Annotated in this window: 12 protein-coding genes; 7 read left to right on the top strand and 5 right to left on the bottom strand. The window is 38.2% G+C overall.

The genetic code is table 11. The features are described 5' to 3' along the window. Window positions 1–219 precede the first annotated feature (219 nt). Window positions 220–3,453 (bottom strand): collagenase, encoded by a 3,234-nt coding sequence (locus tag ASU03_RS11440; protein ID WP_057831929.1) that lies wholly within the window; start codon window positions 3,451–3,453, stop codon window positions 220–222. Between the two features lie 563 nt (window positions 3,454–4,016). Continuing rightward, on the bottom strand, window positions 4,017–4,427 hold the full coding sequence (locus ASU03_RS11435; RefSeq protein ID WP_057831928.1) for a hypothetical protein: 411 nt from the start codon (window positions 4,425–4,427) through the stop codon (window positions 4,017–4,019). Window positions 4,428–4,869: 442 nt separating this feature from the next. Here ASU03_RS11435 and ASU03_RS11430 point away from each other — a divergent pair, with 442 nt between their 5' ends. Further along, window positions 4,870–5,751 carry a DMT family transporter gene (locus ASU03_RS11430; RefSeq protein WP_057831927.1) on the top strand — a complete coding sequence of 294 codons (882 nt, stop codon included), beginning with the start codon at window positions 4,870–4,872 and terminating at the stop codon, window positions 5,749–5,751. Window positions 5,752–5,910: 159 nt separating this feature from the next. On the opposite strand, the gene ASU03_RS11425 is transcribed toward ASU03_RS11430, so the two are convergent. Both ASU03_RS11425 and ASU03_RS11420 read right to left on the bottom strand, forming a co-directional pair. After that, window positions 5,911–6,285: a hypothetical protein gene (locus ASU03_RS11425; RefSeq protein ID WP_057831926.1), complete on the bottom strand. Its 375-nt coding sequence runs from the start codon at window positions 6,283–6,285 to the stop codon at window positions 5,911–5,913. Continuing rightward, window positions 6,282–7,997, bottom strand: coding sequence for a S41 family peptidase (locus tag ASU03_RS11420; RefSeq protein ID WP_057831925.1), 1,716 nt, complete (start codon window positions 7,995–7,997; stop codon window positions 6,282–6,284). The genes ASU03_RS11425 and ASU03_RS11420 overlap by 4 nt, the downstream gene beginning before the upstream one ends. Before the next feature lie 527 nt (window positions 7,998–8,524). Between ASU03_RS11420 and ASU03_RS11415 the strand changes: the two genes are divergently transcribed. From ASU03_RS11415 to ASU03_RS11400, 4 genes are all read left to right on the top strand, one after another. Next, on the top strand, window positions 8,525–10,159 hold the full coding sequence (locus ASU03_RS11415) for a peptide MFS transporter (RefSeq protein WP_057831924.1): 1,635 nt from the start codon (window positions 8,525–8,527) through the stop codon (window positions 10,157–10,159). Window positions 10,160–10,237: 78 nt separating this feature from the next. After that, window positions 10,238–10,990 (top strand): alpha/beta hydrolase, encoded by a 753-nt coding sequence (locus ASU03_RS11410; protein ID WP_057831923.1) that lies wholly within the window; start codon window positions 10,238–10,240, stop codon window positions 10,988–10,990. 804 nt (window positions 10,991–11,794) lie between these two features. Next, the gene (locus ASU03_RS11405) at window positions 11,795–13,729 is read left to right on the top strand and encodes a tetratricopeptide repeat-containing diguanylate cyclase (protein ID WP_057831922.1); all 1,935 of its coding nucleotides are present in this window, start codon (window positions 11,795–11,797) and stop codon (window positions 13,727–13,729) included. Window positions 13,730–14,270: 541 nt separating this feature from the next. Continuing rightward, complete coding sequence (locus ASU03_RS11400; protein ID WP_057831921.1) at window positions 14,271–15,245, top strand: transposase; 975 nt, start codon at window positions 14,271–14,273, stop codon at window positions 15,243–15,245. A 451-nt stretch (window positions 15,246–15,696) separates the two neighbouring features. Here the strand turns inward: ASU03_RS11400 and ASU03_RS11395 are convergent, their stop codons facing one another. Beyond that, window positions 15,697–17,445, bottom strand: a complete 1,749-nt coding sequence (locus tag ASU03_RS11395; RefSeq protein ID WP_057831920.1) for a winged helix-turn-helix domain-containing protein — start codon at window positions 17,443–17,445, stop codon at window positions 15,697–15,699. A 390-nt stretch (window positions 17,446–17,835) separates the two neighbouring features. Here ASU03_RS11395 and ASU03_RS11390 point away from each other — a divergent pair, with 390 nt between their 5' ends. Both ASU03_RS11390 and ASU03_RS11385 read left to right on the top strand, forming a co-directional pair. Beyond that, the gene (locus tag ASU03_RS11390; protein ID WP_057831919.1) at window positions 17,836–19,359 is read left to right on the top strand and encodes a peptide MFS transporter; all 1,524 of its coding nucleotides are present in this window, start codon (window positions 17,836–17,838) and stop codon (window positions 19,357–19,359) included. A 92-nt stretch (window positions 19,360–19,451) separates the two neighbouring features. Beyond that, complete coding sequence (locus ASU03_RS11385) at window positions 19,452–20,426, top strand: transposase (RefSeq protein WP_057831918.1); 975 nt, start codon at window positions 19,452–19,454, stop codon at window positions 20,424–20,426. Window positions 20,427–20,919 lie beyond the last annotated feature (493 nt).

The raw sequence follows: 20,919 nt of genomic DNA, 5'->3' as shown, positions 1-20,919 counted from the left end.
GTAGGCACTTTATTGACCAATAGCGGGTTATTGGAATTGAGAGCAACGCCTTGGCGTATTTTACCCCCCACAAGTGGGTAAGAACTTAATGGGATTGGTATAAGATGAACATCTCGTTAAGGAAAAAATAAAGCAAGAGCAGAAAAGTAAAAAACCTCAAATCAACTGTGATTTGAGGTTTTTAGTTATGACTTAACCTAAAAAGGTTATCTCAATTTTTTACAGTTTATTAATCGTTACTCTAACGCCACCAAACTCACCTTTTAAGGTGATGTAGTGCCATAATTTTGCAGGATTTAATTGCACACGTAAGCTATCATAGTTACCGTTAGCGTTGGCTATGCCTTCATTGTTTTGCGCTGTAGCCCAAGACTGTGAACTAAACATGATATCGGCATTTCCCCAACCGCCACTGGTGTTAATTTCGATTGTGCCGCTTTCGCCATTATGATTAGCGAAGATAAAGCTAGCGCCACCATTATTTGAATTTACACATTCAATTAATACATTAGGTACAATGGTATTGTTTGCTGGATCATGCGCATTGGCTGGATCGTTTGGCGTACATGGTGAAAAGTCAGTGCTGATTGTGATTGGTTCACCAGCCCAGTTACCCGCAGTACCTGAATTGGCAGCAGTTTCATCAGATGGTCCAAATTCAACAATACCGTTGTCTACGGTAGAAATATCACTGATTAACCAGGTATTCCACTCTGTATCATAACGTGTGCCAATATTGTTCATAAAGGTTTGATATTCAACATATTTGTTGTTACGTAATAAATATAATATTTGATCAACATCTGCACGATGGTTTTCAAACATAAATCTTACCGCTAAATATCCCCAACGATAGATACGTGCTTGACCTGAATTATAATCATTTTTGAATATTTCAGACAAGGCAAACTCTTGTGTTTTACCTACTTCAATCGCATGTACGTAACCTTCTCTGTATGAAATATACTCAGCTAAACCTTCAATCCACCAGATAGTATTTTGAGAAATAGCACGACCAAAGTCACCAAATAAATTATAACGACCATCTAGGTAATGCACATACTCATGTTGTAAGTTCCATACGTGGAATTTAGGTTGTTTCCATTCAGCTTCATAAGCAATGAAACGTGCTTGGTTTTTCTCTTCTGCAGGAGAGCCTTCTAAATACATGCCACCATTGTTGGTGTCCATATTGAAGAATTGACCAGCATACGTTTTATATTCAGCTGAAGAGTTAAAGACAACAAGTTCTAAATCGGTATTATTATCTTCCAGAACTGGAATATTTAATGTTGCTAATGTTTGATGAAAGTTAGTTTCTTGTTGACTTAATATGTCACACATCCATGCGCCTTGGTCATTGAAAACACTTTGAGCACGAATTTTTAATGAACCAGATGGACACTTGTAGTTAAATGTTAAAGTCTCTTGTTCTAGCTTAAAAGCGAAGCCACAAATATTATAGTAACCACAATCTGCTCTATCGTAAAAGTCAGCCATACCTGCTGCAGCAAGCCATAAACCGATTGTTTGGTCATTTTTACTGGTGCTATCAATGATGCTTTTAACTATCACTTTAACTTGTGATTTCATTTCTGGAATATGATAAAGACGTGATAATTCACGAGCGGCGTTAGTAACAATGTACTCTTCATCGGTTCCAATTAAATGACGTTTACTGGCTTGAAAGTTATTTAGCGCTGTTAATATGGTGTGATCCGTTGCATATAATGCACGTAATTCAACATCCCACAATGAACGCCAAATAGTAGTAAATACCGAGTTTGCAGCGGCATTCATATTAAAGCTAGTTTCCCATTGAGTATTGTACTGGTTTAATACACGTACCGTGATGTCGTTAAACGCAGCACCTAATGAAGATGAATCAACTGTGATTAAGGCTTCTTTTAATACACTACCATTTGCTTCACTTGCAACCCAAGCATTACTGTTATTGAAGAACGCACGTAATGCTGTTTTGATTGTTGATTTTACCGCGACACTATAATCAGGTATGTCGTTAGGGTATGAAAATTGAACATAAAATGCGCCACGGAAGAAATAAAATAACGATTCTAAACCGCTAGTATCTTCACCAGTATAACTCGGTGCACGGGTAATAATTGCATTAGCAATAGCAAGCATGTTCGCTTCAGAGTATATCTGCGTAGCTTCACTACCACTGATGTTAAAGATCGGGCTAACATTTTGTGGGTGTGTTAAAGCAATACGTTCAACAAGTGCTTGACCATTTAAGCCGATAAAGCGAGTTTTATCTGTAGGGAAACCATCATCAGGAATAGTTGAACCACCACCTGTAGTAGGTAATGTAGAGAGATCCACAGCAACTAAAAAGCTAACTTGTGAAGCTCCAGTAGTGCCAGCATCTAATTCTACATATAACCAACCTTTGTTTGCGGTGAGAGTAACCGATTGACCATTAGCTGTTTTACTTGAAACATGGTCATAATTAGTGCTACTAGCCCAGATATCTTTTTTAGCATATATGGTTAATTCACCTGAACCACCACCAGTAGATACGGTTACATTCATGTTGTCGGCAGGAACATATATATAATATGATGAAGAGCTTGCAATAGTTACACATTCAATTTGATTAAACGTTAACTCATTTGCGACAATGGTATCTGCACCACACATTCCAGGGTTAGCTGGTAGTGTCGGTATATCTGGATTTGTTGGCACTGTGGGATCAGCTTGTGCACTTACTTTAAAGCTTACTTGGTCGTTAGCACCAAAAACACTAATGTATAATCTACCGGCATTAGCGGTCAGACTCAACGATTCCTCAGTACCAGCATTAGTAGAAGAGGCGGTATAACTTGAGCGTGTTGCCCAGCCGTTAGTATTGACAAAAATGTCTGCTTCGCCAGTCCCGTTTTTCGTCGTGATGACAAGTGGCGTATTGTCTGCTTCAACGTCAAGATAGAAATATTTACCGTTACCAGAAATACATTCTTGTTGCTCTAACGTTAAGACGTAACCTGATGTAGTATCGGCACCACATAATAGTGGGGCAGTACCACCGCCGGTATCCTTTTTATCTCTAACATTTAACGTGACTTGTTGGTGTTGACCAAAAACACTTACGTATAAACGACCAGCATGAGCTATAACCGTTATTTTTTCTTCTGTACCGGCATTATTGGTGCGCTGCGTATAACTTGTGTCGGTAGCCCAACCAGAAGCATTAACTATTATATCTGCTTCACCGGTACCACCAGACGTCTGAATTTCTAGAGCGGTATTATTTGCTTCAATATCAATATAGAAATATAAGCCGTTGCCTGAAATACATTCAGTTTGGCCTACTATGAGTTCATTACCGGCAGTCGTAGCAGTGCCACATTCAAGTGCGTTTGCTCCGCTTGATGCAAATGCTCCGAGAAGAGCCGCTACGGTAAGTATTTTTTTGCTGACAGAGTTTGTCATATAAAATCCCATTGTAAGGAGTTAGCTATGCAAGTACTAACTATTTATAATTATTATTTTTTGTGCTTTTTTGAGTGACCTCTTAGTTAAATAACTCAATAATTGAACTACTTAACTCACCAGAAAAGCGCTGGTTTTGCATTTGTTATCTAGTAAAAAATCTAATAAGTAATGTTGTTATTTCTGCTAATTCAAATTTTTAATGGGAACGATGAATGAATTAGCTACAGAGCAATAATTTTAATAATCATGATTGTATATGAAATGTTGTATGCAATATATTATGTACGAGTGTAAAAAACAAGCTATCAATAGCCATAAGGTTACCGTTTTATTAAATTAATAATTTAACTTATTGTTAATAAATGGATTTTTTATCTGTGTTTTTAATATATTAATTTTATAAAATTCTGGATTATTTATACTCAATCAATATTTTAAGATCACTGTGTGAATATTCGAGCAAGGGAGACTAAAGGTGATTTTTTGAAAGAAGAGTATTGAAGAAAAAAAACCACTAAAAAGATTGAAGTGGTTAGTGAGTTTGTTAGTTAGTAAAAAAATTAACGTGAAACGCCGGTAGGCGGCGGTGGTCTATTATCAGTTGTTTTCAGTACTTTTTCATGGCCATGTTGTTGAGCACTTGAATGGGCATCTTGATAACGAGAGTCAGGTGCTGGAGGTGCTGGCAGAGGTGGTGCTGACAGAGGTGGTGCAGTTGCTACTGTTGAAGTATGAACATAAGCATTGATTTTTTCAGCATTTTCCTCGGCTATACCATGCTCAACCGGTGGTCTTTGTTGCTTATCTAATAGGGCAACTTCTGCGAGCTGCTTTTCAGCAACAGACTTAACAGCCTTATTGCTTGGGTCGCTTGCTTGTTGGTCATTATCGTTGTTGGAAAACTGTATGTAGCCCAAAACTACAACGACGGTTACTGCTAAAGCAGATATAACCACTTTATTGTTTATCATAGACGCCTCTATTATTTGTATTTTGATATATTGTATATTGTTTGCCTATTGAAAAAGTAGCATACTTTTCAGACGTACTCAATGATGTGTTTAGTTAATGATTAAAAATAGTCGCTTTGTTTATGCTCAACCTAGTATTTAGCTGTTGCTTCGATTGAGGATATCAATGAATCCAATGAATAAATAGCTGAAGCCTTAAATAAAGCGACAAAGCTATAAAGCGACAAGGCTTTAACTTAAATTGGCCACAGAAAGCATGCTTGTCCCCAATTTCACCCTATCAATTAAAAAATGTCGAAATCATGGACCTTTTTCTTGCTATTTAAATTCTGCTATTTTGCCATCCTATCTAGGTAGATGATGATAATTGTTAATGTTAAATAACTACGTTTGAGATTGATTGTTGTTTACAATGGTAAAAAAATAATCTAGTTAGGTTTTAATGTCATATCTTATTTCGGTTACCCTCTTGTGGGCTTTTTCATTTAGTTTAATTGGCGTGTATTTAGCAGGGCAGGTTGATGCTTGGTTCTCGGTATTAATGCGTATTGGTTTGGCTATGTTACTCTTTTTACCCTTTTTACGATTAAATGAAATCAGCTGGCAAACGGCCGTTAAATTAATGGCCATAGGGGCAATTCAATTAGGCTTAATGTACGTTTTTTATTATCAGTCATTTTTGTATTTGTCTGTGCCTGAAGTTTTATTATTTACCGTGATGACCCCTATTTATATCACCTTATTAAATGATGCTTTTGAGCGAAAATTTCACCTCAATTTTATGTTAACCGCATTACTGGCCACCTCGGGTGCTATTGCCATTCGTTTTAACACCGTAGACGCTAACTTCATTATGGGTTTGCTCTTGGTGCAAGCGGCTAATTTATGTTTTGCTACCGGGCAGGTCTGTTATAAACGCTTAATGGCTACTCAGCAGCTAAAACAGTCTATCAATCAAAAAGCAATATTTGCCTGGTTTTTCATCGGTGCGTTTTGTGTGGCGGCCATTTGTTATTTAATTTTTGGTGATGCCACTAAACTACCGACCACTGAGTTGCAATGGGGCATATTAGTTTATTTGGGCATTATCGCCTCAGGTGTGGGTTATTTTGCGTGGAACAAAGGCGCTACCTTGGTTAATGTCGGTGCACTGGCTATTATGAATAACTTGCTGATCCCTGCGGGCATTATCGTTAATTTAGTGATTTGGAATCGTGATGCAGATATTGCTCGATTACTCTTTGGTGGCTCACTCATTGTGCTGTCGTTATTACTGAACCAATGGTTAGAAAAGCGCAGAAACGCGTCTAAAGTCAGTGAATAAATAGCGGAAGCTTTAAATAAAATAACAAAGCTATAAAGCGACAAGGCTTTAACTTAAATTGGCCACCGAAAGTATGTTTGTTCCCGACTTCAGCCGAACAATTAAAAAAGGTCGAAATAATCGACCTTTTTCTCTCTATGTAAATTCGGCTATTAAACGTTATCGTTTAAAGCAAGACCTTGTCTTTAATGGCCACTCTTGACCTGTATCAAGTCGTTTAAGCAAACAAGTATCGGATTTTTTTCTTAATTCAAACACTAAAGCCGGTTTTATTTCCTTACTATAAACTTTTACACCCTGTGGTGATGTCACCGGCGGAGTCGTCAATAATAATCGACTCGACTGTTGAAAGACATCCTGTGCTATTGGTACCTTATTGCCTGCCAAAGCATTACTAACGACAGCAACAATTTCAGCACGGGCTTCACTACTGTTATCAGGCAGTAATGCCGCAACTGATTCATCAGCCTGCAGAGCACAAGCTGACAGAAGACTTAAAGACAGCGCGACAAAAGTAAGATGTTTAATTATCATTGAGTTTTACCTGCTCTGACATGGCGGAATTTATCAAAATAAATATCATCAATAATAGCATCTTGTAGTGGCGTGCGAGTATTAAGCTTAGCGCCAAAATATTCAACCGAATTGCTTGGTTGAGATAACACTGATTTCGGCGAACTAAAACTACTAATCAATTTACCGCTTAACTTAACAGGTTGTTCGACCATCACAGGACAAGTATTATGTGTTTGATAATAAAGCGCACTAGCGAGTAATAATTCTTGTTCGTCACCCAAAGAGTGCAAATAATCCTCCTTAATAGGACAACCTTGTACTTGATCTAACTTACCTGCTTCCGGCAACTTAGCGGGTACTAAACCATCGGCATAATCACCAAAACCTGCATCATTTTCTCCTTTAAACTGCACCGTGAAATACGTAGAACCACAATTATCTTGAATAAAAAATCCGTATGGTTTTCCGCAGGTTGTTTCACCAATTTGAATAACTTCTATGCCTACACCAATTAACGAATTGATAAATGATTCACTCGCTGAGCAGGAAGAGCCGGTAGTAAGCACATAAACTCGAGCTAAATCTAAGGTTGGTAGTGGTTGATCCGCTTGAATAATTGAGTCGCCACCAATTAAACGTCCTAAATCAATGGTCACATCAAGAAACGGTGTTTCGGTACTGGCTGTTTTATCGTTGTAAACAATTTTTTCGTATAGCTTACCTTCGGTAACATCTTTACCGGCAACCATATAAGCCAATTGCGACGACAGCGCTAAAAAACCACCACCGTTATAACGTAAATCAACCACTAAATCAGTAATTTGATTTGCCGAAAAAAGCGTAAATTGATCAAAGAGATCTTTTTCAACCGTAGAAATACTAAAAGAATTTAATAATAGATAGCCGACTTTTCCCTGTGGAGTAGCTATTGTTTTAGCTAACTGTAACGGTACTGCTGTAATGGCGGCAGTTTGCAACGTTACTTGATATTCTTCATTATTAATATCAATAAACTTAAAGGTATGACTTTCGCCTTCGTTGCTACTATATATGGCATTATCCATAATATTAATGTCACTTTGCGCCGTGCTATTAACAAAATCAACACCATCAATTTCCAGCAGCTTCGAACCACGAGAAACGCCCGCCATCATTGCTTGCGTATTTGGCGTGACATTTTTTACCTGCCAACTTCTCGGTGGAGCAATACTGCTTTGTTGATCATAGTCAATACCGTAACCATAGCTGACGCCTAATTGAGTGTGCTCTTCAAAATTACTTGTCGGCTCCATCCAATGAAACTTATCTTTCGGAGCGCCAGAATCTGTTACTGCTGTTGTTTTAAGTTGGTCGAAATAATCGATTAAATTAAAGTTTTTTGGATCTTTATCAATAACGTCTTTGTACCAAAGGTAAGTCTCATGAGTAAAGGCACGTTGCCACTGTTTTTCCAGTAGCTCACTGCCTGATTTATCTGGATAAGTGATATGAGTAATAGGGCTGCTGCCAACGCGGGGATCTTTACATTGAGCTACAAAGTTACTTGATGGTTGAAATTGATCTTGCTGCCAAGTAGGCTCAGTGACTGTTTTAGTCACGGGCACTGTTCCGCCAGAGCCACCACAGCCAGTGAGCATAACTAACGGCAGTGCTATGGTTAACAATAATAGCGGTTTTATATTTTTTTTACTTATGGTATTTTGTTCACTTTTGTCAATAACAACTGTCATTTACACTATTCCCTTTTAATATGAATCCATTTCAGTCATCTTTGGATAAAGTAATATTCTATAACTTAGGCCAAATAAAAAATCATCGTATCTTAAGTTATATTTAAATAATTAACAATCACTTACCATGGTTTACCAACCATCATAAGGCAGTTTAGTCGGCTCTAATAATACTTATCCATACCTTGGCTCTAGTTTTGTTGTTAAAGTATTGATGTTCACTATTTCACCCCAAACTTGTCACCCACAAATTCCCATCCTCTTCACCCCCTTGGTTTAGCCGCAGTCATTTCCGGAGTTCCGTCCTCATCAATTCCGAAGTTAGACCCTCTGTCATTTCCGAAGTTACTGGTCGGAAATCCATGGTCTAATAGCCATTAAACTTTGATTATATTCCACCATCCACCTATCGGTTATTCCTCGTACTTCCGTCAATGAATTAAACAAATAACAAGCCTGCTTAGCGTAACGGTAATACTCACCCTATACTTCTTCTATGGTTTTCTTGGTCGAATTACAGGCTATATATGAATAAAACAGACATCGCTGATACGGATAAACAGATAAGTGCTGATGAATTATTTGGTCACCCCAAAGGCTTGTATGTTTGTTTTGCCACTGAATTATGGGAGCGATTTTCATTCTATGGTATGAAGTATTTGCTGCTGTTATATTTGACCAAATACCATTTGTTTTCAGACGGAGAAGGATTGGCAGTATTAGGCGCCTATGCGGGTTTAGTTTATACCTTACCTGTTATCGGTGGCATGTTAGCCGATCGCTACCTAGGTATGAAAAAGTCGGTGATCTTCGGTGGTATTTTACTCAGTATTGGCCATATCCTTATGGCAGTAGAAGGTCACCAAGCGGTGCAATATGTGGCAGGAACTATTTTAACGGCTGATCTTACCCTTAATACGGGCGCTGTCCTCAGTGCAGGTACGCAATTAACTCAAACGATTAAAGTACAAGACCTAGCGGCGCTGAATGTTTTTTATCTGGCGCTATCGTTTATTGTGGTTGGCGTTGGTTTTTTAAAACCCAATATCTCCACTATCGTGGGTCGATTATACAGTAAGGATGATCCCCGTCGTGACTCTGGTTTTACTATTTTTTATATGGGCATCAACCTTGGCGCTTTTGCCGCGACAATTATCTGTGTTTACTTAGGAGAAACGTTCGGCTGGAACTATGGCTTTGGCGCCGCTGGCATTGGCATGCTGTTTGGCTTAGTTACTTTCACTAAGGGACTGAAATATTTACGTGGCTTGGCTGAGCCGCCACACGCTGAACTTTTAGCCGAGAAAGTGTGGGGCTTGATCAGCCGTGAATACCTAATATATTTAACAGCGATATTAAGTTTGTCGGTGTTTTGGTTAATGATCCAACATGAGCCTGTGGTGTTTGCTGCCCAGCAGATTTTACTGATTGTTGCCGGGGGCGGGCTAATCGTTTTTGCGCTGTTAAAAGGCAGCAGAGCAGAGTTTCAACAAATGCTGGTACTCATGGTTTTAATTGCTTCTACCATTGTTTTTTGGGCGCTGTTTGAGCAAGCCGCTGGCTCGATGACCTTATATGCCGATAGGGTAGTTGATAGAACTATTGCTGGCATTGAAATATCAGCCGGACAGTTTGGCTCGCTCAATGCAGGTTTTATCATTGTGTTAGCCTTACCTTTTGCGGCCTTATGGGTATGGTTAGAAAAGTTTCAGCTAAACCCCAATATTGCTGTTAAATTTGGTCTTGGCATTATGCTGGCAGGCATAGGTTTTGCTGTCTTAGTGTTAGGCGCGCAATTTCCTAATGAGGCAGGAAAAATCAGCTTATGGTGGTTAGTGCTGGCGTATCTCATTCATACTACCGGTGAACTGTGTATTTCGCCGGTAGGGCTTTCAGCGGTAACTAAGCTGGCCATACATAGGGTAGTAGGGCTCTCCATGGGCGTGTGGTTTTTAGCAACGGCGCTGTCTGAAACCCTTGCGATGCGCTTAGGAAAAATGGCTGCCATTGATACCCAAGGCGGAGAGGTTGCTAGTGTGAGTGATGCTGTTGTTATCTATAGCCAGCTGTTTGAATTTTTAATGTGGGTTGGTCTTGGTAGCGGCGTTGTGGTTTTATTGATATCGCCACTGTTAAAGCGTGGTATGCATGGCGTGCGCTAAACTTCTTTTAGCGTTAGCACTCAAGTTAAGCTGCTAGCTTTATCTGCACTATTTTACTTTAAATATAGAGAGGCGTTAATGTTAGATTTTGGCAAGTTTTTACTGGTCGCTTATTTGGTAACAGTAACGCTGTTATATTTTGCTCAGCGCAAGATGTTGTACTTTCCACCGGTAAATAGTCCGACAGCACAGCAAGACGATATTGCTTTTAAGGTGAATGGACAAACCATACAAGCATGGCAGATAAACCCAGAGACAAGCCATGCCTTATTATATTTTGGCGGTAATGCTGAAGACGTTAGCGCGAATATTGAGTCATTTCGTCAGCTATTTCCTCATCACACGGTTTATCTGATTAATTATCGCGGCTATGGCGCCAGTACCGGAGCACCGAGTGAGCAAGCACTGACTCAAGATGCGCTAGCAATATACGACCAACTAGCCAGTGATTATCAAACAATCAGTGTTATGGGGCGCAGTTTAGGCTCTGGTGTTGCGGTTAATCTAAGTGCAGTTAGAACGATTAAAAAGATGATTTTAGTCACCCCTTTTGACAGTATTCTCAATGTTGCCCAAGACATTTACTGGATGTTTCCCTTATCCTTTTTGCTCAAAGACAAATTTGAATCATGGCGTAAGGTAGAAGATATTAACGCCGATAGTCTACTTATTATTGCTGAGCAAGATGAGGTGATTGCGCCTAAATACGGGCATAACTTAGCTAATTACTTTGCCAAAAAGCCTCAATTGAAGGTTATTGTTGGCGCAGGTCATAATAACATCGCCGAGTTTTCAGCTTACCAGCAGGCGCTTGCAGAGTTTATGCAGTGAAAAAATGATGAGAATAACAATGCTAATCTCATCATTAATTTAGTTTTTTGATTAGAATGTTTTTTTGATTAGTAAAATAGCAGACAGCCCTCTTAATATATTCGTCATTCCCGAAGTTACTGATCGGGAATCCATTGTCTAAAAGCTATTAAACTTTGATTTATATGGGATTTAATTAACCATTCATTGACAAAGAACAACAATTAAGTGATTGTCTTCGTGAAGATAAAGCAGGTTACATTGAAGAAAATCAACCAACCTTGCTAACTCGGCTTAATATAAGCCCTGAAAACTGGCTGACACTAAGCAAAGGTTTTAGAAAACTCTTTCATGGCGCGGTGGGACATAGCGATGTATTGACCGAGTACTGTGAACACCAAGGGTTAAAGCGACGAACCAATGTCACTTTCTGTGATAAACTATTGGCGTAACGATTCAGCACCAATCACCTCTTATTTAATAAAACCACATCAAGCCTGATATTTTTGTCATGTCTAAAAAATAGCATTTCTGCTATTTATTTGAAAATTTGGTAAACACTGTTCGAACTCAGGTTTTATTCGCAATAATTGAGCTTATTTTGAGTGGCTATTTTACTTATGTTATTATTTTGTTTTAGGGGGGTATAAGCGAGTTAACTTGTTAACTTGTTAACTTGTTAACTTCTTTACTTTTTTCAACGCTGAGTAATAAAAAACCTTAACTAAAAGTAACTAATTCCAACGAGATTGACCGACAATCAACTACAATAGTTAATAGTGTAAAATAATAAAAACAAAGTATTAATAAAAAAGGCGGTAAGCAGTGACCAGCATTATTTTTATAGTCAATATGATTAAAAAAAATCACTTGCTTCAGTCAATTAACCTGCAAAAGATTATACTGATTTGTATCATGGCCTTTAGCCCGGTTAGTTATGCTTTATCTCCACACCCTGTTTGGTTACAAGAATCACTGAAAAAGCTAGACCAACTCAACGATAAAAACCCTAGATTGGCGCTTGAATTCACTAAGACATTACTTAACAAGCCAACACAGCCACTAGATAACATCGGCAAAGCAGCACTGTATGCCAGAGTTGCTGAATACAATTATTATTTAGGCTTGCTTGATGAAAGCCAACATTATATTAATATGTTTTATGGTTTAAAAACCAATTTATCGACTAAGGATGGCATAACACTGCTGATAACACATGCCGATGTACTCGACGCTCAAGGTACATCCAAACAAGCCATGACACTATATCGGCAAGCTAAAAAATATGCTGAAGATATAGAAGATAAAAAACTGTTAGCTGAGAGCTATAGCGCTATTGCCAGTGCGTATTCAGCCAACCATAATGATACTGAAGCGCTAAAAAATTATCACCAAGCTTATCTGCTTACCCACGAACTCGGTGATGAATTAGATATAGCCTATTTAAATATTCAGATGTCACGCTCTTATTCCTATATTTATGATGATGAAAAAGCCGTCCAGCTAGCAAATGAGGCGATCCGCTATTTCCATGCTAATGAATATTATTTTGACGAATTGTTTGCGCAAAATACCTTAGCTAACATTTACATGCCGATGAAAGAATTTGACAAGGCAATATCAACCTATCAAAGAGTACTGGATTTATCCAAACGGGTTGAAAAAGAAAACCTCGCTGATGTGGCGTATCTAGGTTTAGCAAACGCCTACCTTAAGAAAAAACAAAACGATAAAGCACGCCATTATTTTGAGTTATATGAAAAAAACCATCAAGGTAGCATAACCCCTTTCACGCAACTTAGTGATTTAATACTAAGCGCCCAAATAGCATTTGCCGACAAAGAAATCAGCTTTGCCGAAGATAATATAAAACAAGCCGAGGCGGTTTTAGCTAACCTAGATAAGGAAAAAGTCATCTCTTGGCATATCCAACTACTCGACTTCAAAGCTGATATTGCCGTATATAAAGAAGACTTTAAAAATGCTTACTTCTTTCAAAAAGAGACACGAAAATTATTTAAGTCCTATCAAAATAGCGAGCGAGAAAAAGTCCGCTCTAGATACAAAGTCATGTTTGATACTGACCAAGCATTGTTAAAAAATCAATTACTTGAGCGTGACATGCAACTTGATAAAGCCGAATTAGAAAGTGCTGCACAACAGCAGAAACTGCAAACCTTACTCATTTCTGCGGTGTCGATTTTTGCCCTTAGTTTGATGTTTTTTATCTATCGTCAACGTAAAAATAGCAAGATATTGCATAAGTTAGCCAATACCGATGTTTTAACTGAGCTTGCTAACCGTCGTTACACTTTTATTTATGCTGAAAACATGTTGGCGCAAGCGAAGAAATACCAACAAAACTTTGCCATTATAATTTTCGACATTGATCATTTTAAAAAGATTAATGATGCCTACGGCCATACCGGTGGGGACATTGCCTTAAAGAGTATTGCCAACATTGCTAACGAATATGTGAGGAGTAATGATATTTTAGGCCGTATTGGCGGTGAAGAGTTCTTAGTCATACTACCTAGTACCTCTTCAAAACAAGCCTACGATATCGCTGAGCGCATACGCCAAGGCATTGAGAAAGCAGATATTACCTTAGGTGATGAGATAGTTAATACCTCTGCAAGTTTTGGCATTTCACAGCTAGCACAAAATCAACCCAACTTTAATCAGATTTTTCATGAAGCAGATATGGCTTTATACCAAGCTAAAAATAACGGTAGAAACTGTATTATCCTGGCGGGTTAGAGATAAATGGGGGTCAGAGTCTGACCCCCATTTATTAGAATTAATAAGGACAGTCGCTCAAAAGAATTTACAAGGACAGTCGCTCAAAGTGAATTAAAAAGGACAGTCGCTCAAATTTGAATAATATAAACCTCTCAACTAGGGTTAGTAAATAAGCATTTTTCTAGAGGTTTTGTTATGACTACTGCAAGAAAGTAGAATTAATAAGGACAGTCGCTCATGCAAGAAAGGAATTAATAAGGACAGTCGCTCAAATTTGAATAACAAGAATTAATAAGGACAGTCGCTCAAATTTGAATAATATAAACCTCTCAATGAATTAAAAAGGACAGTCGCTCAAATTTGAAAAGAATTAACAAAGAATTAACAAGGACAGTCGCTCAAATTTGAATAATATAAACCTCTCAACTAGGGTTAGTAAATAAGCATTTTTCTAGAGGTTTTGTTATTAAAAGAATTAATAAGGACAGTCGCTCAAATTTGAATAATATAAACCTCTCAACTAGGGTTAGTAAATAAGCATTTTTCGAGAGGTTTTGTTATGACTACTGCAAGAAAGCAATTAATTAGCTTAGCTGATACACCTTATTATCATTGTATTTCTCGTTGTGTTCGCCGCGCCTTTTTATGTGGTGAAGATAAAAATACCGGGCAGAATTTTGACCATAGGCGAGGGTGGGTAGAAGATAAATTACTCAGCCTAAGTCAAATTTTTTCAATTGATGTATGCGCTTACGCTGTTATGAGTAATCACACGCATATAGTACTTTTTGTTGATGAAGCAACTGCAAAATCGTGGACAACAAGTGAGGTACTTCAACGTTGGCATCAATTATTCAAAGGCACATTAATAACACAGCAGTATTGTCGTGGAGAAGAAATCCCCGATTACCTTATGACTTATTTACTGGAAACGGTTGCCGTGTATCGGAATCGCTTAATGGATATTAGCTGGTTTATGCGCCTACTAAACCAAAGTATTGCTAGACAAGCCAACCTTGAAGATAACTGCACAGGTCATTTTTGGGAGGGGCGCTTTAAATCACAAGCCTTATTAGACGAGGCTGCTCTTGCTGCTTGTATGGCGTATGTTGATTTAAACCCAGTAAGAGCCAAGATAGCTAAAACCCCTGAAAGCTCAGGGTACACTAGCGTAAAACAACGGGTAATATCAGCAAAAAAAGGGAAACAACCCACAAGGCTACTTCCCTTTGTGGGCAACCCTAGAAAAGAAATGCCAACAGGTTTACCGTTTGAATTAAAAGACTATCTTGAACTAATTGAACTGACAGGGCGTTGTCTTCGTGAAGATAAAGCAGGTTACATTGAAGAAAATCAACCAACCTTGCTAACTCGGCTTAATATAAGCCCTGAAAACTGGCTGACACTAAGCAAAGGTTTTAGAAAACTCTTTCATGGCGCGGTGGGACATAGCGATGTATTGACCGAGTACTGTGAACACCAAGGGTTAAAGCGACGAACCAATGTCACTTTCTGTGATAAACTATTGGCGTAACGATTCAGCACCAATCACCTCTTATTTAATAAAACCACATCAAGCCTGATATTTTTGTCATGTCTAAAAAATAGCATTTCTGCTATTTATTTGAAAATTTGGTAAATACTGTTCGAACTCAGGTTTTATTCGCAATAATTGAGCTTATTTTGAGTGGCTATTTTACTTATGTTATTGTTTTGTTTTAGGGGGGTATAAGCGAGTGTCCTAGTTAACTTTGACTTATTTAGGGGGGTATAAGCGAGTGTCCTAGTTAACTTGCTATTTTACTTATGTTATTGTTTTTTTTTAGGGGGGTATAAGCGAGTGTCCTAGTTAACTTTGATAACTTCTTAGTTAACTTTTTCATGCACAGTGGCTGAACGGATTAATTCTACCAATAACTTCAGGCATACATGGTCACTTTTTGTAGCAGCATTATAGAGTTATTTTTATAATTGATTATGGTTTGTTACTTGAAGAATGAAACATCCCCAATAGCTTCATTTTCTACACTTTGCTTTTGTTTCATGCTGGAAATAATTTGATTATAATTTTTAAAACGTTTTAATTGAAAAAATACGGGGTGTTGCTCTATTTTATGTATTAGCATGAAACCTTGCTCTACGGCCTGAACCAGATAGCGAATTGCCAGTTGCTCTTGTTTATCATAAGCATAAAGCAATGCTAAGTTATAACTGTGAGACGCTTTATCTGAGCCGGTATTCAACGCATTTTTTAATTGCGAGATCAATGCCAACAAGTCTGTCTTTGCTGTATTTATTGAGTCTGGTGTTACCGAAACTAAAAACATGATTTCCACTCGTCTCGAGAATTTGTTTTTAGTATCTAGCGCTATCTGCCTGTAGAGCAGGTTTGCTTTCGTTGTCTGTCCAGAATAAAAATAATTATCGGCTAAACCTTCCGATAATAATGGATGTTGTTGATATAATTTAAGTGCAGCCTTAAAGGTATTTTCGGCCCGTTGATATTGTTTTAACGCGATCTGTAGCTGGCCTAAATAAAAAGTTGCCAATAGATAATCAGGTTGTTGGTCTATTGCTTTTCGATACCAGCTTTCGGCTAGTTTGTAATGGCCAAGTGCTGCCAGAGTCTGACCGGTATGAACCATACTTACCACATGGTTTGGATTGAGTAATAAAGCCTTTTTGTGCCAGCGCATGGCTTTAGCCAGCTTACCTTGCTCACTATAAATAAAACCTAAGTTTGTTACTGTTTCAGTATTAGAGGGGGTAAGGTACAGTGCTTTTAAATGTGCATCTATGCTTTTAGATAACCAGCCAGACACATAATAAGCAGCACCCAGAGCTTTGTAAGATTCCACCGAGGTATTATCATGGGTGATCGCCTGATACGCATAATCCACTGCCTTAATCTGCTCAATTTCTTCGCCATCAAATTGAAATGATTGCTGGCTATGAGCCTGACTCAATCCGGCATAAGCTAGTGAAAATTCTGGATTCTCATTGATTGCTTTGGTAAAAAATTCAATTGCAATGACATTATCAATTTTACGATAACGTTTATAATACTCTTTGCCTTTAGCATAATAGTCAAAGGCAACTTCATTGCTTGTCAGCGTCTGCGCTAAATGTTTTTTTACAGGTGAGGCATTAACAGTACTTAGCGGATTGTCTGATTTATCCGCTGTAATATCGGCCAATAAAACATTAGACGTTATGGGCGGATAAAAATAGGCATACAGAGCGAAGAGTAAACTAAGACTCAACAAAATACTTAGGCTAATTTTAGAGAAGTTTTTCCACAGCGCAGTAAAATGCATATATTCAATTGCAGGAAACCTATCATTAGCCGATAAATCCACGGAGAGGTCAATCACAACTGAGGGAGCTTTGGTGATAATACATTCGCGCTTAACTTGAGGCAAAAGCCGATAACCACGACCCCGTACCGCTTCTATATAATTTGGTGCACTGGCATTATCACCTAAAGATCGGCGTAATAATTTAACTCTTTGTTTTAATGTTTCATCTCCTATAACCCGATCAGGCCATACTTTTTCCATCAGATCCTGCTGACTCAATAACGCAGGAGAATGCTCTACAAGGGCAACCAGTAAATCATAGCTTAATTTTGGTAATGAAAGTGTTTCATTGCCGCGATACACTATGCCGATTTGTACATCTAAAATAAGATCATCGAATAAATAACGAGTCACTTTCTGTTTATTATCTAGCACTATTTTAATGACTCAATATTATATATTTTGTTGCTTTATCGACATCATTACTGCTTTTTCACCAAACTGCAACCTTGCACTATGTATTCACCAAACCTTCACCAAATCTTTGTGCCTGCTTCACCGTAACTTCAAGCACTTATTTAATAAGGCTTTATTATTAAATAGCAAATTACAATAAATTGGATCTGTTGACTCTAGACTTTTGGATCTGACAAAAATTCAAACAACACTAAATGAACCCTAGGGGCAACTCAGGGACATTAAAATAACCAAAAAAGTCACGAAGTGGCGATTAATAAAACAGCACAGGTTTTCTGCTGCAGACAAAAGTGAATAACTTTACCTGTTTGTGGGCATAGCCGTTTTATTTATACACAGGAGCACAATATGACAACACTAAGCTCGACAGCAGATGACGTTGAAATAAACAAAAGTATTTTAGAATATGATGAATTATGGGGACATCCAAAACCTTTATGGATGTTATTTATGGCCGAATTTTGGGAGCGCTTTGCTTTTTATGGTATTCGTTGGGCCTTAACCCTTTATATAGTGGCACAGTTTTTTAATGGTGATGCTTCGGGTCAAAACTTTGCATCAAATACCTATGGCGCCTATTTAGCTTTAGTCTATGGTAGTGCTATTTTTGGCGGATATGTTGCGGATAAGATCATTGGTGCCCAACACTCCATATTAGTAGGCGCACTTATCATGAGTGCTGGCTTCTTTTTAATTATGTTGCCCAGCCAGAGTTTTTTCATGATAGGTTTAGCAACGATTATCGTCGGTAACGGTTTATTTAAGCCTAATATTTCAAACTTAGTTGGCAAGATTTATCAGAAAAATGATAGCCGACGAGATCGTGGTTTCAGTATTTTTTATATGGGCATCAATGCCGGCGCTATGGTCTCGCCCATTGCGACTCAATGGTTGGCAAGCACATTAACTGATACCCCTATGATGGATAACTACAAAGCTGTTTTTGCTGCTGCGGGTATTGGTATGCTGATAAGTTATGTTTGGTTTTACATTGGCCGCCGACAATTAAAAGGCATAGGAAGCATAGAAAAAACGCCTACCAGAACTAAAAACTTACTCTATGTTATTGCCGGTTCAATGTTATCTATTATCCCAGTATACCTGTTAATGGCATATGCTGGCGCGCAAGTTTTAGGTTGGTTACTGTTTGCATTATTTATTGGCTTGGCCATAATCTTACTCAAAGGAGCGCAAAAAGAAGGGCGAATGGCCTTGGATAAAATTATTGCTTGTTTGATCATGTGTATTTTTAATGTGATCTTTGTGATGTTCTTCGAGCAAGCAGGCAGTTCTTTTACTTTTCTGGCCCAAAACATTGTTAACAGAAACATTACCGAGGTCGTTGAGTTCAAATTAGCCTGGTTTCAATCAGTGAATGCTGTTTCGATTTTAGTTTTAGCCCCTGTTGTTACTATGATCTGGTTGGCTATGGCAAAATGTAAAATAGAGCCAAGTATTCCTCGTAAATTCGCCTTAGGTTTGCTTGGTACCGGCCTAGGGTTTTTAGTTTTGGTTTATGCTCTGGAAAACTTATTAGATGCTAATAACATGATTCCGCTTTGGCCTCTGGCTGCCTGTTATGTATTACATACAGTAGGAGAGTTATGTTTAGCACCTATTGGTTTATCTATGGTTAGTAAATTAGTCCCCGCATCTATGGCTGGTTTTGCCTTTGGTGGCTGGTTTTTAAGTACCGCTATTGGCAGTAATTTTTCAGGTATTTTAGCCGGTAGCATGAGCGGTAAAACCGGTATTACAGTCGATTCAGCACTGACAGGGTTTACTTTTAGTTTCTGGTTACTTATGGCCAGTGGCATCTTCTTATTTATTATTGCCCCTTTCATTAATAAACTCATGCATGGCGTTAAATAAGTAAAAAAATTAACAAGGACAGTCGCTCAAATTTGAATAATATAAACCTCTCAACTAGAGTTAGTAAATAAGCATTTTTCGAGAGGTTTTTTATGACTACTGCAAGAAAGCAATTAATTAGCTTAGCTGATACACCTTATTATCATTGTATTTCTCGTTGTGTTCGCCGCGCCTTTTTATGTGGTGAAGATAAAAATACCGGGCAGAATTTTGACCATAGGCGAGGGTGGGTAGAAGATAAATTACTCAGCCTAAGTCAAATTTTTTCAATTGATGTATGCGCTTACGCTGTTATGAGTAATCACACGCATATAGTACTTTTTGTTGATGAAGAAACTGCAAAATCGTGGACAACAAGTGAGGTACTTCAACGTTGGCATCAATTATTCAAAGGCACATTAATAACACAGCAGTATTGTCGTGGAGAAGAAATCCCCGATTACCTTATGACTTCTTTACTGGAAACGGTTGCCGTGTATCGGAATCGCTTAATGGATATTAGCTGGTTTATGCGCCTACTAAACCAAAGTATTGCTAGACAAGCCAACCTTGAAGATAACTGCACAGGTCATTTTTGGGAAGGGCGCTTTAAATCACAAGCCTTATTAGACGAAGCTGCTCTTGCTGCTTGTATGGCGTATGTTGATTTAAACCCAGTAAGAGCCAAGATAGCTAAAACCCCTGAAAGCTCAGGGTACACTAGCGTAAAACAACGGGTAATATCAGCAAAAAAAGGGAAACAACCCACAAGGCTACTTCCCTTTGTGGGCAACCCTAGAAAAGAAATGCCAACAGGTTTACCGTTTGAATTAAAAGACTATCTTGAACTAATTGAACTGACAGGGCGTTGTCTTCGTGAAGATAAAGCAGGTTACATTGAAGAAAATCAACCAACCTTGCTAACTCGGCTTAATATAAGCCCTGAAAACTGGCTGACACTAAGCAAAGGTTTTAGAAAACTCTTTCATGGCGCGGTGGGACATAGCGATGTATTGACCGAGTACTGTGAACACCAAGGGTTAAAGCGACGAACCAATGTCACTTGCTGTGATAAACTATTGGCTTAACAACTCAACGCTCAGCAGACCCCCTTCTTTTATACCAACACATCAAGCCTGATTTTTTTGTCATGTCTAAAAAGCAATAAAAAGCACTCATTCTCGTATTTGTTTAGAGGTTTAGTACCGATTAATATTCACTAGAAAAATTTGAGGTTATTTTGAGTGAATAGTTAGCTGGTGTTATTGTTTTTTTTTTGTTGCTTTATAAGCGAGTGTCCTAGATGTTTTCTAGATGTTTTCTTTATTCTTGACCAGTATCGAGGTAGATCCAGCGTCGTTTTTTAATATGAACAGTGCCAATCAACAGATCAAGCAACGCATTGAAACCAATATTGCAGAAATGCAAAGCAACAAATTAAACGGAGTTCCGTAGATCATTGTTAATGGTAAGTATTTAGTGATCAAGTCACAGGGTGAAAAATATTTTGAATTGGTGAGATACCTTTCAACTTTATAGCATATATCTAACCAGTTCAGCTATAATCACCAGCCCCGTATT

This window comes from Colwellia sp. TT2012, from assembly GCF_001440345.1.
Taxonomy (GTDB): Bacteria; Pseudomonadota; Gammaproteobacteria; order Enterobacterales; family Alteromonadaceae; genus Colwellia.
Note: the sequence above shows the minus strand (reverse complement) of the source record. Positions and strands in the feature narration are given on the sequence as shown.